Origin of the sequence: Methylocaldum szegediense (genome assembly GCF_949769195.1) — a bacterium.
Classification (GTDB): Bacteria; Pseudomonadota; Gammaproteobacteria; order Methylococcales; family Methylococcaceae; genus Methylocaldum; species Methylocaldum szegediense.
The window spans coordinates 2,552,477-2,565,275 of sequence record NZ_OX458333.1 but is presented as its reverse complement, the minus strand read 5'-3'; the positions used below and the strand labels follow the sequence as shown (position 1 = coordinate 2,565,275).

Annotated in this window: 11 protein-coding genes and 1 pseudogene; 4 read left to right on the top strand and 8 right to left on the bottom strand. The window is 61.8% G+C overall.

Annotated elements, in window-relative coordinates:
• Positions 1 to 58 precede the first annotated feature (58 nt).
• Positions 59 to 1,044, bottom strand: a pseudogene (locus QEN43_RS10885) (IS3 family transposase); the annotation flags it as partial.
• Positions 1,045 to 1,084: 40 nt separating this feature from the next.
• Complete coding sequence (locus QEN43_RS10880; RefSeq protein ID WP_317963239.1) at positions 1,085 to 1,237, bottom strand: hypothetical protein; 153 nt, start codon at positions 1,235 to 1,237, stop codon at positions 1,085 to 1,087.
• Between the two features lie 58 nt (positions 1,238 to 1,295).
• Here QEN43_RS10880 and mads1 point away from each other — a divergent pair, with 58 nt between their 5' ends.
• The 3 genes from mads1 (at position 1,296) to QEN43_RS10865 (ending at position 7,914) form a co-directional block, all read left to right on the top strand.
• On the top strand, positions 1,296 to 1,592 hold the full coding sequence (mads1, locus tag QEN43_RS10875) for a methylation-associated defense system helix-turn-helix domain-containing protein MAD1 (RefSeq protein WP_449814722.1): 297 nt from the start codon (positions 1,296 to 1,298) through the stop codon (positions 1,590 to 1,592).
• A 66-nt stretch (positions 1,593 to 1,658) separates the two neighbouring features.
• On the top strand, positions 1,659 to 5,018 hold the full coding sequence (locus tag QEN43_RS10870; RefSeq protein ID WP_317963238.1) for a site-specific DNA-methyltransferase: 3,360 nt from the start codon (positions 1,659 to 1,661) through the stop codon (positions 5,016 to 5,018).
• Between the two features lie 10 nt (positions 5,019 to 5,028).
• Complete coding sequence (locus QEN43_RS10865; protein WP_317963237.1) at positions 5,029 to 7,914, top strand: BPTD_3080 family restriction endonuclease; 2,886 nt, start codon at positions 5,029 to 5,031, stop codon at positions 7,912 to 7,914.
• Between the two features lie 277 nt (positions 7,915 to 8,191).
• On the opposite strand, the gene QEN43_RS10860 is transcribed toward QEN43_RS10865, so the two are convergent.
• The 6 genes from QEN43_RS10860 to QEN43_RS10835 all read right to left on the bottom strand — a co-directional run bounded on the left by QEN43_RS10860 (position 8,192) and on the right by QEN43_RS10835 (position 11,695).
• A complete protein-coding gene (locus tag QEN43_RS10860) occupies positions 8,192 to 8,386 on the bottom strand; it encodes a PIN domain-containing protein (RefSeq protein ID WP_317963236.1) in 195 nt (64 codons plus the stop codon).
• Positions 8,383 to 8,637: a FitA-like ribbon-helix-helix domain-containing protein gene (locus tag QEN43_RS10855; RefSeq protein WP_396661409.1), complete on the bottom strand. Its 255-nt coding sequence runs from the start codon at positions 8,635 to 8,637 to the stop codon at positions 8,383 to 8,385. Before QEN43_RS10855 ends, QEN43_RS10860 begins: the two co-directional genes overlap by 4 nt.
• A 52-nt stretch (positions 8,638 to 8,689) precedes the next feature.
• Positions 8,690 to 9,064, bottom strand: coding sequence for a plasmid mobilization protein (locus QEN43_RS10850; protein ID WP_317963234.1), 375 nt, complete (start codon positions 9,062 to 9,064; stop codon positions 8,690 to 8,692).
• Positions 9,065 to 9,757: 693 nt separating this feature from the next.
• A complete protein-coding gene (gene repC / locus QEN43_RS10845; RefSeq protein ID WP_317963233.1) occupies positions 9,758 to 10,612 on the bottom strand; it encodes a replication protein C, IncQ-type in 855 nt (284 codons plus the stop codon).
• Positions 10,599 to 11,477: a helicase RepA family protein gene (locus QEN43_RS10840; protein ID WP_449814718.1), complete on the bottom strand. Its 879-nt coding sequence runs from the start codon at positions 11,475 to 11,477 to the stop codon at positions 10,599 to 10,601. The genes repC and QEN43_RS10840 overlap by 14 nt, the downstream gene beginning before the upstream one ends.
• Positions 11,474 to 11,695: a helix-turn-helix transcriptional regulator gene (locus tag QEN43_RS10835; protein WP_059939464.1), complete on the bottom strand. Its 222-nt coding sequence runs from the start codon at positions 11,693 to 11,695 to the stop codon at positions 11,474 to 11,476. Before QEN43_RS10835 ends, QEN43_RS10840 begins: the two co-directional genes overlap by 4 nt.
• A 90-nt stretch (positions 11,696 to 11,785) precedes the next feature.
• Here QEN43_RS10835 and QEN43_RS10830 point away from each other — a divergent pair, with 90 nt between their 5' ends.
• Positions 11,786 to 12,796, top strand: a complete 1,011-nt coding sequence (locus tag QEN43_RS10830; protein WP_051331936.1) for a hypothetical protein — start codon at positions 11,786 to 11,788, stop codon at positions 12,794 to 12,796.
• Positions 12,797 to 12,799 lie beyond the last annotated feature (3 nt).

Here is a 12,799-nt window from a genome sequence, read left to right as displayed (position 1 = left end):
TCGCCTACGGCTCAGGCCTCAGGAGCAGGCGGTTCCAGCGGAGAGTTGTTCATCGAATGTGCGCAACTTGACGGACACTACCGTGCTGGTCCAGGACCTCCTCGCGGAAGGTCCGATTGAAGCGTTCGATGTAGGCGTTCTGGTTGGGCTTGCCGGGCTGGATGTACCGGATGGCCATGCCGTTGAGCTTGGCCCACTGCACGAAGGCCTCGCCCAGGAACTCCGGGCCGTTGTCGGTACGCAGGACCTGCGGCAGGCCGTGGTCGCGCTTGAGCTGCTCGAAGATGCGGACCAGGCGCGTGGACGAGATCGAGGTGTCGACCTCGATGTGCAGCGCCTCGCGGTTGAAGTCGTCGACCACGTTGAAGGTCCGGAAGCGGCGGCCACACGCCAGCGCGTCGGCCATGAAATCCGCTGACCAGACGGCATCGGGCAGCAGGGGAACGTAGAGCGGTACGCGTTCGCGCTTGGGCAGCCGCTGCTTGGCCTTGCGGCGCAGATTGAGCTTCATCGCCTTGTACACTCGGTAGATTCGCTTGTGGTTCCAGTCCGGACGCGCACGGCGCAGGACCTTGCAACACTTCCAGAAGCCGCGGCTCGGGCGATTCTCGACCACCTCGGCCAGGGCCGCGATGATCTCGGCATCCCGTACCGTCCAGTGCACCGGCGGCTGGTACCACGCTGCCCGCGACAACCCAACGCAATCACAGGACCGGCTCAGGGGCCGCGTGTGCACCTCGACCAGGTACCGCACGGCCTCGCGCTTCTGCTCCGGCCCTACAGTTTTTTTGCGATCAGATCCTTCATCGCGGCGTTATCGAGCGCCAGCTCGGCGTACATCCGCTTGAGCCTGGCGTTCTCCGCTTCCAGGTCCTTGACACGCCGCAGCTCGGAGGCCTCCAGGCCGCCGTACTTCGACTTCCACTCGTAGTAGGTCGGAACGCTGATGCCGGCCTGCCGGCAGATGTCCTTGACCGGCACGCCGGCGTCGGCCTGCTTGAGGATCGAGACGATCTGGGTCTCGGTGAAACGGGACTTCTTCATGGAACCTCCTGGCTGGGGAAAACATGCCAGAAAGTTCTACTTATGGGGTGTCTGCGGATCGGGGAAGCTTACGGCGGTACCGGTTTTCTGCAATACGCCGGTCCCGAGGGCTCAGCTCGATCAACGCGGCAACATCTAACAGCACTTCGTCAAGCGCATCGGCCTGCTGGAAAGGATTTACGAGCTGATTCATCGGATCGCTCCTTATTACGAGGGCGCTAGCTAGGGAGAACACACCATGACATTGCCAAATGTTGACTACGTTAGCCATCTGCCCCATTCTTTGTCAAATCATGCCATGCTTTGCGAATTTGGAGACGACCATGGCCGGCGGGTCAGAAGAGATCTTCACCCTTGAGGAGGTAGCCGCCTACCTGAAGGTCGGGAAGCGAACGGTCTACCGCTTGGTGGCAGCCCACGAACTACCTGCGTTCAAGGTAGGCGGCTCTTGGCGCTTTCGCCGACAAGAGATCGACCAGTGGATCAATGAGCAAACGATCACCGAACAGTCAGGCGGTGCTTCAAGCAAACGCCCCCATGATGTCTAGGGCGATACTTGGAACAGAACAGGATGTCAGCTGCGTAGTGGCTGCCCAAATATCTGGAGGAATAACTTGTCTGCACCTTATGAACAAAACCAGAATCCTGCTGACAAGCTTCGCAAGATCAAGGAGCTGATACTAGCCCTAGTGCCATCAGACAGCTCTCCTATCGGAAACACCACACTTCGACGCGAGCTCGAAGCACGGCTTGCGGCGGATGGTATGTCGCTCAGCGAAGAGGACTACTGGCAAGCGCACAGCGCGCTCGTTGCCCAAGGACTCTTGGTCAAGGGCCAGGGGCGAGGTGGATCCGTGCGACTCCCTTCGCAGGCGTTGAAAGATCCGGCCGGCGGCATGGAGCACGCATCATTCACCTTGGCCGCCGAGGAACCATCTGCCCAGGATGCAAGCGATCAGCCCAGCAAGCAAACGAAGTCCCGCAACACGCAAGCGGCTTCACGCCAGAAGACAGGGGGCGATGAGGCCCAGATCCTCTCCTACCGCCACACCGACAAGCGGGTAAACAATCCGGAAGTCGGCATGGTGAACCCGAAGACCGACCCGGATGCCGGCAAGACCCGCTGGGCCTACGACCCGCACCTGGACCCTGCGCTGCAGTTCGACCCGCAGCGCAGCCGTATCGAGAAGCTGATCGACGACGCGCTGGCTTCGGGCGACACGGAGCAGATGAAGGCCGCGCTGGAGGAGCTGAAGCGGCTGCAGAGCCCCTACCTCAACTGGGCCGGCAAGGCCGAGCGCACGAGCTTCGAGGTGGACACCGTCAGCCTGCACGTGCACGAGCGCATCGACCCGGCCAGCATCCTGTCGGCCGTGCGCAAGGCCATGAAGGGCGAAGGCAGGAGCAGGGGCATGGAGAAGGCCCTCCAGCCCGGCCTGTTCGATGCGCCGTTCGAGAACCTGCCGCTGCGCGACGCGATCGACTTCTACCGCCACGAGAAAGGCTGGGCCAACCGCCTGATCGCCGGCGACTCCCTGCTGGTCATGAACAGCCTGCTGCAGAAGGAAAGCATGGCCGGCAAGGTACAGATGATCTACATCGACCCGCCCTACGGCATCAAATACGGCTCCAACTTCCAGCCCTTCGTCAACAAGCGTGACGTCAAGGACCGCAGGGACGAGGACCTGACCCAGGAACCGGAAATGATCAAGGCGTTCCGGGATACCTGGGAGCTGGGCATTCATTCATACCTGACATATCTACGAGATCGCCTATTGCTAGCGCGGGAGTTGCTGCACGAGTCGGGAAGTCTTTTTGTTCAGATTTCGGACGAGAATCTCCATCTCGTTCGAAATCTACTGGATGACGTATTTGGCAGCCAAAACTTTGTCCGCATTTTAGCGTTTAGAAAAACTGGCGCTCAACCCAGTGATATTCCCGCCGCAAACTACGACTTTATCATTTGGTACGGCAAGCATTTGCCAAGCATAAAAACAAAAAAACTGTTTACCTCCAAAGAAACAAGCGGGTCATTCGTTGGACAGAGTCTTTGGATTCAGGATCAAAACTATGCAAGGCGGCCAGCACGAAGGGACGAGAAGAAAGACTTCCCATATATTGATGGGCTACGGTTCTTTGTTGCAAAAGCGGCAGAGGGAGCTGGCACGTCGGGAAATACAGATCCAATTCATCTGTTTGGATTGATTGCAAAGCCCGGTTCGAAGAAGCACTGGTCAACCACCACTACTGGATTAGACCGATTAACCAAGTCAAACCGAATGGTTCCGTCCGGAAGTACGGCCCGTTTCGTTTGGTTTTTTGATGACTTTCCGCTTTCCTCCTATGGCACAGTCTGGGATGACACCGTGCGGAGCGGCTTCGGTGACCAGCAGGTCTATATTGTTGAGACAAATTCATTGGTTATTGAGCGATGTCTTCTCATGACTACCGATCCCGGTGATCTTGTACTTGATCCCACCTGCGGCTCGGGCACCACCGCCTATGTCGCCGAGAAATGGGGCCGCCGCTGGATCACCTGCGACACCTCGCGTGTCGCGATCACGCTGGCCAAGCAGCGCCTGATGACGGCGAACTACGACTACTACGAGCTCAAGTACCCGCACGAGGGCCTGAAGGGCGGTTTCATCTACAAGACCGTGCCGCATGTGACGCTCAAGTCGATCGCCAACAACCCGGAGATCGACGAGATCTACGAGCGCATGCATCCGGCGATCGAGAAGGCCCTGGCCGAGCTCAACGCCACGCTGCGAGCGTCGCCGCCGAAGCCGTTTACCGTGACCGAGGGTGGCCGCAAGGGGAAGAAGGTCGATTTCTCGTTCCCTGCGTCGCAGAAGGAGAAGCTCCCGTCCGGCGAAGAAGTGATGGCCGGCGTCCTGCTGGAATGGGAAGTGCCGTTCGACTTCCCGGAGGACTGGCCGAACGCTGCCCGCAAGCCGTTCGAGGCCTTCCATGCCGCCCGGCAGGCCATGCAGAAGCGGATGGACGATTCCATCGCCGCCCATGCCGACCAGGAGATCCTCTACGACCAGCCGCAGGTGGCGAAGAACAAGCTGCGCATCACCGGCCCGTTCACGGTGGAGGCGGTGCCCTTCCCCACCGTGAAATCACTGGACGAGGCCGCCGGCCCGGACGAGGCCGATGCCAGCATCGCCCGCACCGGCGAATCCGGCCGCCAGCACCAGTGGCGCGACGAGCTGCTCAAGACCGGTATCCGTGGGCGCGGCGGCCAGGTGCTCAAGTTTGCTGATCTGGAGCCGCTGCCCTCCGCCCACAGCATCCGTCACCTGCATGCCGTCGGCCATCTCGACACTGGCGAGCGCGTGGTCGTGAGCTTCGGTCCGGAACACGCCGCGCTGGAGCAGCGGCAAGTGGCCCAGGCACTGACCGAGGCCGAGAAGCTGCGCCCGCAGCCGGCCTTCATCGTATTCTGTGCCTTCACCTTCGACCCGGAGGCGGCCAAGGACATCGACGAGACGCGCTGGCCGGGCGTGACCCTGCTCAAGGCGCAGATGAACACCGACCTCTTGACCGAGGACCTGAAGAAGGCCCGCGCCAGCAACCAGAGCTTCTGGCTGATGGGCCAGCCGGACGTCGAGGTGCGCAAGCGCAAGGATGGCCAGTACGAGGTGGAGGTGCACGGCTTCGACTACTTCGACACCGTGAAGGGCGAACTCGTCTCTGGCGGCAAGAGCAAGATCGCCATGTGGCTGCTGGACACCGACTACGACGAGCGCTCCCTGTTCCCGCGCCAGGTCTTCTTCCCCATGGCCGGCAAGGGCGAAGGCTGGGAGAAACTGAAGAAGAACATCCGCGCCGAGCTGGACGAATCGCGCCTGCAGTCGTTCCACGGCACGGTCAGCCTGCCGTTCGAGGCGGGTGAGCACCGCAAGATCGCAGTGAAGATCGTGGATGACCGCGGCATCGAATCGCTCAAAGTGATCAACCTGGATTGAGGACACGGACATGACTCAACCCAAGTCCTTGATCATCAATTCGCCGTTCGAGCGGCCCACGCACCACTGGCGGCGCGTCAGTGACCAGCGTCTGGAACTGGTGGAGGGCCGCCGCCCGGCTGGCTACGAGATTTTCGACACACGCAACAACACGGTGCGCAGCGTTGAGCTTGAGCTGGTGAACCGCATCCGCGAACGGGTGGACGAATGGCGCGATGCCGGCTACCCCGGTGTAACGGCGGTCACCCGCGCGCTGCTTGAGCACTGGCGCGACCCCGAAGCCAACCGCCCCTACCCGTTCTATTTCTGCCAGCTGGAGGCCATCGAGACGCTCATCTGGCACGTGGAGGCGCCGACCGAGTTCAAGCAGGGCATCTTCGTTCCGGGCGACGGCGGGCCGTTCGAGCGGCTGTGCAACAAGATGGCCACTGGCAGCGGCAAGACCACGGTGATGGCGATGATCATCACCTGGCAGGTGCTGAACGCCCTGACCTACCCCAGGCGCAACAAGGATTTCTCTCGTGCCATCTTCATCGTGGCTCCGGGCCTGACGGTGAAGGAGCGCCTGCAGGTGCTGCACACCGGACATCCCGAGAACTACTACGACGCCTTCCTGCTGTGCCCCAACGAGGCCATGCGGCAGAAGCTCAACCAGATGGAGCTGCTGATCGAGAACTGGCACAGCCTGATGCCGCTCAGGGACCAGGACCGCTCCGTGGTCAAGAAAGGGCCCGAGAGCGACGAGGCCTACGTGCGCCGGGTGCTCGGCAAGCTCGCCGGCCACAAGGACATCGTGGTCATCAACGACGAGGCGCACCACGCTTACCGTAAGCCCGCCGAGGTCAAGGTCAGCAGAAAGGAAGCCGAGGAGCTTGGAATCGACCTCGAGGAAGCCACCCGCTGGATCGAAGGACTGGACCGCATCCACAAGATGCGGCGCATCAGCCACTGCTTCGACCTGACAGCCACGCCCTTTGCCCCCACGGGCAAGACAAGCACCGAAACGGCGCTGTTCCCATGGGTGATTTCGGACTTCGGGCTGAATGACGCCATCGAATCCGGTCTGGTGAAGACGCCACGCGTGGTGATCCGCGATAACGCGCTTCCCAATGCCCAGACCTACAAGTCGAAGCTGTACCACCTCTACCGGGAACCGGAGGTCGGTCAGGATCTGAACCGCCGTGGCGCAGAACCCCACGAACCGCTACCCCAGCTGGTACAGGAGGCGTATACCCTGTTAGGTGCCGACTGGCGTGAGACACTGAAGGCGTGGCAAGAAGCAGGTCACACTTCCCCACCCGTCATGCTGACCGTGTGCAATCGCACAGAGACGGCAGCACGTATCGAGTACTACTTCCGCAACGGCGATGCCTACTGGCCAGAACTCAAGGCACCGGAGCGGACCCTGCGCGTGGATTCCAAGGTCCTGGAGAAGGCCGAGATCGGCGAAAGCGCGACGGCGGACAAGGCCTACGAGGAAGTCCTGAAGAACATCGTTGAAGCAGCGGGTATCCCCGAGTCGCGCAAGCAGCCACTGCGCGCGATGAAGAAGGAGGAACTGCTGCGCGCCATCGTGGACAACGTGGGTAAGCGGGGGACGCCAGGTCAGGACCTGCAGAACGTGATCTCCGTCGCCATGCTCTCCGAGGGTTGGGACGCCAAGAACGTGACCCACATCATGGGCCTGCGTGCCTTTACCAGCCAGCTGCTTTGCGAACAGGTGATCGGACGTGGCCTGCGCCGCGTGTCCTACGACACAGAAGCTGTGGTCTGCCCCGACGGGCAGACCCGCCAACTGTTTAAATCGGAATACGTCAACGTTTTCGGTGTGCCGCTGTCCATCTTCCAAGACGTTGGAGAAGGAGGTGATCCCCCACCACCGCCCAAGCCGAGCACCCAGATCGAATCGCTGGCGGAACGATCCAGCCTGGAAATCACGTGGCCGAACGTGCTGCGAGTGGATGTGATCGTGCGGCCCGAGCTGACAGTGGATTGGTCAACGATACCGCCGCTCAAGATCGACCCGGCACAGGTCGTGGTCACGGCAGATCTGGCCCCGGCGCTGGGAGGCGCAGCGGACATGTCCAAGGCGGTGTCCATCGACCTGGAAGCGATACCCGAGGAGTTCCGCCTGCAGCGGCTGCTGTTCCGGGCTGCCCACAAGGCGATGGAGGCCCTGCAGCACAGCTTCACCGGGAGCCGCGAGTTGCTGATCCAGCAGCTGGTGCGGCTGGTCGAGCAGTTCTTCAACTCCGACCGGCTGGAGATCCCGTCGCTGTTCCATCAGGATCCGTTGCGCAAGCGGATCCTGATCGCGCTGTCGATCGACACAATCGTGAGCCATGTCGTCAATCAGATCCAGCAGCAGAACAGCAACCGGCTGGAACCGGTGTTCGACCAGGAATTTCCCATCGGATCGACGCGGTTCATGCGCACCTGGTACACCACCAAACCATGTCTGGAGACGGTTAAGTCCCAGATCAGCCATGCCGTTGCCGACAGCGCATGGGAGCACTACACCGCCACACACCTGGAAAATCTTAATGAGGTGGCTGCCTACGCCAAGAATGACCATCTTGGCTTCCAGATCTACTACCTGTGGCGCGGCAGCAAGCGCAAATACCTGCCCGATTATCTGATCCGGCTTGCCAACGGCAAGCAGCTGGTGCTGGAAATCAAGGGCGAGGATTCGGACCAGAACCGCGCGAAGCGAATGGCTCTGGATGCCTGGGTACGCGCAGTGAACGCACGTGGCGGTTTCGGAACATGGTGTTGGGATGTGGTCAAGGCGGAGCCCTCAAAACTCCACGACGTGATCCTCCACCACGCAAAGACAGCGACCTTCAGCGAGCCCATTGGCGAAAACTTGATCACCTCTGTTCTAGCTTCGCCGTAAGTGCAGTGGATAGGGGCGCGGCGCCGCTTAACGCAGCGCCGCCCCAATGCGTCTAGGCACCAGGCCATGGATCAATAACTGCTACCCCTGCGCCTCAAAAGCCGCAGTATTACGCGACACCACGACAAAGCACCGCGATGCGGCAATGGCGGCGATGTAGCTGTCCTGCGTCAGAAAGCCACGCCCCCATTCCTGGCCGCCACGGCCAGCCCCGCGTAGTGCCGCACTACCTCTGTGTCGAAGGGGCAGCACGCGATCCTGAAACAGGACCAGCAGGTCATTGAGAACGCTGTCCAGCTGGTCCCCTGCGCTTGCCCTGCGGCAGTGCCTGGATGCCGAACAGCAGCCCGGCCAACGTGATGGTGGTGATATACAACAGAGTTTCCTGGACCTGATCGTTCAACCTAGCCATGACGTTCGCATACGGAGCCGGCTTCATCGCCTCGGACACGCTGGTGGTGAGGACAATCATACGAACCTAGGCGGCTCGGCGGGTGTCCTGTCACGGACGCTTTCCAGGATGGCGAAGTCTTCGTCCTTGAGGCCAATCTTCCGGCCGATGGCTGCCAGGGCGTCACCCACTCGCACCCGGTTCTCCGACTTGACCGCCGCCGCCAGGGTCTCGCGCACCTTCACCTCCGTAATGCGGCCATGCTGCGCCACCCGCACCCTTAGGGCCCGGTGCCCTTCTTCAGGCACGCTTCTGATCGTCAGGACCGCCATGACGAAACAGCCCCGTTTCTATACTTTCCGAGATTGACTCTCAGTATCCCTTCTACCTCCCTCGAACCGCTCGCCACATGATTTGACGCATCTCGGTCTGGAGCGCCCATAGATCCTCCATCAACGCCTCCACGTCCACAGGGCTAGCCCCCTGCCCTCGCTTCTCGGCGAGCCAAAGCTTCAGTAGTCCGGCAACCCGCCCCAGGTCGTCGTTGACTCTTACCAGGTCAGCCACCGCCTTCAGGTCAAGGACAGAGCGGACCGGGTGGTTCAGCCCTGCCGCCCGCATGTAGGCCGAAACCGAAAGCCCGGTCTGTGCCGCTCGGATCTCGATCTCGGCCCGTTCCTCGAGTGTGACCCAGATCTTGATCGGCGGCAGGCTGCGCCGGGGCAGCTCAAACAGGTCGTTCGCGCTATCGCCGAGCATCGCAGGTTCCTCCCTCTGGTGCGAGTAAGGGCATCTGTCGCAGCAGCGACCGTAAGCCTCGCAGAGCAAGATGCCGTCGAGCCAATGGCGAGTAAGGGGGAGTGTTGGAGGACTTCGCACTTGCGCGTAGGCCCACAACACATATCTTGCCGTCAAAACTCACTGCGAACTTATGCGATCTTTCGCGATCGACGCGCGAATCGACGATCAATCGCACGTCTTCGCACGTCTTCGCACATCATCGCGTTTCGTCGCGTACGTTCGCGCTTCGTCGCATGGAATCGCACATATTCGCGCAACATGGCCTGCGCGCGGTCGCGATGGGCACCAAAAGGAAAGGGGCCGTTCGGCAGATTCCAGCGGCCCCTCGATTCACAGACAAAACATGCATCTGCCACGCCGCCCAGGGGCCGGACAGTCAGCGGCGACACGGGTGTTGCGCCGCCCCTCGGTGGAGGTGCTAACAGATTTCACGTGCCCTTCCCGGCCCTTGTCTCTTTTGGTGTCCTGAAGGAGGGCAAGGCCTCGGCCGCGCAGCGGACGAAGGCCGCGCTTAGTGGATCATCCTTATGGATGATCCTGGATGGAACCGGAACAATCGACATAAGTCTTTGTCCTGTAATGAGTTTTCCAACACGCCCGGTTACCGTTAGGGTGGGGGTTGGTTACCGAAAAAATGGGGGTTGGTTACCGTTAAGAAGGGGGGTCTGGCGGTGACGCCCTTAAGCCGGGCCGCCCGATCGCCCACTTGTCCTTCGCGTACTCTCGTAGCCTCCACCCTAGGCCTGCCAGCTCGGAGAGAGCCAGCCGCGCTGTGTGGCGGCGCTTCTTGACCGCAGCCGTGCTGCCCGCCTCCGTCGGCCAGACGTAGCCACACAGTGTGTCCGTCTCCACCCGGCCCCATTTCCCGGGGTCGATCCAGGCGCACAGGCGCTGGTGGATGAGGCGCGCAGCATCGGTTCGCAGAGCCCGCACCTCGCCCATGCTGATCCGCACGTGCTGACCGCCCATCACGGCACGGGCCAGAAGGGGGTTAAGCGCCACGTAGAGCTTTCCGTCGTGCTCGTCGCTGGCGTACTCCGAAAGAAGCCTGAAGCCTTGGCGCCGCTTTCCATCCTGCACGATGACCGAGACCTTCCAGAGACGCTCGATGCAGTCACGGATCGGCTTGGCGTTATCCACATTGGCGTAGCCGACTTCACGGACCAGCGCCCGGTAGCTCCCCCTGACAACCATCGCATCCTGCCGGATCGCATCCCATTTGGGCTCAAGGAACAGCCGGAGCTGCCGGCCCGCCTCCGTTTTCGGCTCGGGTGAAAGCACCAGCCCAGCCGGCCCCGCCATGGCCACCAGTCCTTGCAGAACGCGCAGGTCGTCCGCTCCCAGCGGTTCGGGACCGCTGAACTCCACCCGCCTGCCGTCGCCGAAGTCATAGACGACATCCAGCTTGGCACGCTTGCGCTCGCCCTTCTGGAGACTGCGGAACAAGCCCGGTGCCAGGCAATGGATCGGGTCATGGCGCGCGTGCGTCAGCTCAGGCTTTTGCACGATGCGCCCCCTTTCTGCGGCCAGTCGGCTCCGAAGCCGACAACGCTGCCGGCAGGAGCACGCCCTGGCCGTCTCGCGAATACCAGCGGTCCGGCGGCGCGCTTCCGTAGTTCTGCTTGGAGACCCCAAAGCGGACGAAATGCCTGCGGCGCGTCTCGCCGATAGGTGGCACACCCTTGGGTTCTTCCCCAAGGCGTGCGGCCTCCTCCGAAGTCATGGGTGCAATGAACCCGCACCACCGGGCATTGGCGACAAGCGCCGACGCACCCCGCGCGGCTCCCTGGTGATCGGTGGCCCCCTCTCGTGCGCTGCCCTTGCTGACGTGGTGCAGGAACAAGACGGACGCTCCCGTTTCCAGTGCAAGGCGCTCCAGACAGGCCACCACCACCGCCATGTCCCCGTTGCTGTTTTCGTCAAGACGATGCATGCGGCTCAACGTATCCAGCACAACGAGGCGCGCCCCCGAGCACTTCTCTACCAACTGGTGCAGCGTGTGCCTGTCCGTGACATTCATGGAGCTGCCTGCGACCGGCTCGACGGTCATCCGGCCCGCAATGGTCGAGCGCGCTGTGTCGCTCAGATGTCTGCCAATGGCATGGATGCGGCAATCAAGGATCGGGGCCGGATCCTCGCCGGCAAAGTAGACCACCTGCCCGGCGCGTGACGGCCCAAGCCCGAGCAGATCACTGCCGGGAGCATCCCCGCCTGCAACAGCCATTGCCGCCTCCAGCGCCCAGAAGCTCTTGCCCGCGCCACCGGGAGCCACCAGCGCTCCGACCGTACCGGCGAGAAAGCCGGGCCAGACGAAGTCGAGCGCAGGCGGATCGTTTTCGAACGCGGCCTGCACGTCGATCGTGATCGTCACTGCCCGCCTCCAGGACGGTCCGCCTGCTGGCAGGACGCTTTCCTCGCCTCGATCCAGGCTTCGACCTCCGCCAGATCCCACGCAACGTTGCGTCGGGTCAACGCGATGCGCCTGGGGAACTCCCCCCGCTGCTCCATGTTGAAGATGGTCCGCTCGCTGAGCGGGATCATCGAGTGGAGCTTCTTCCGGTTGATCAACACTTTCTGCCTTGGCTCCATGCAGCAACCTCCAAGTCAATGCGAAGCGTTGCGTGATGGTGCATGACAATACAAAATTGAAAAACACTATGACTTTTCGAAGTGGTTGACATGACTCATTTCCCCGCCATCCCCGTCTGGGACGGGTGCGATCCGGGCATTGCAGCGGCCATCCGCGGGCTTGAGGAGGAGTGGCGCCCCTACTCGACGTTGTCCCGGAAGAAGCGGATGGACCGCCTCATCGAGCAGGTCATCGATCCGGCGATAGAGGCTTTCGCGGCAACGTTGCCGCCCAAGCTGTTGCACTTCCTGCCGGGGGCAGGTGCGGGCCTGTCGTTCAGCGACATTTGCCGACTGGTTGGGTTTAACGGTGCTGCACGTCTTCAGCACCAGCTTCTTCGCCGCTTCATCAAGGTCCACAACACCGAGACGGCGCAGGCAAGGCGGTTTGTCGCGACCATGGAGACTCTTCTGGAACTGACGCGTGGATGTGCGCGCAAGCCTCCCCTCACTGCCCATGTGGAAGGCAAGCGCGTCAACAAGAAGCGAATCCAGGAGTTCTGCCGCTATTGCGGCTCACCGACCGAAATGGCTGCCTACGCCGCAGGCCGCGTCGCCGGGGACGCCCACAAGAGCCTGCGATACAGCAGCCAGTACTGCTCCACACACCGCCCCGCGCTGACCGATGACAAATTGAACCCCGAGTACCAGAAAGCCCGGCGGTCAGCTGCACAGTTTGACAACGAGCTGGAACGGCTCTCACGGCAGGCAGGCAACTGGCGCGCCCCCGCTGCCGGATCGGGAGACTGGCTGGTCGACTGCTACCTTCACCACTACGTGCTCAAGCACCGCCTCCGGTATGGCGATACGTCCGAACTGCGCGATCACGCCAGGCGGATGACAGACGCCCGGCTGACCGACCGCAAGAAGCAAATCGTCATGCTGCTGCGGTATGGCATGAGCCAATCCGATGCCGCCAGCGTCCTTGGCGTTCAGCGGCAAGCCGTCTCCAAGGCCAGCGCCAGTATCCCCAGCGTGTTCTGGCAGCTTCCCAGCCTTCCCGAATACAGCACCGAGTTCCTGCTGTCAGGCGTGGCAAGAAAACCCGCAGCGCCGCGTTGAGCG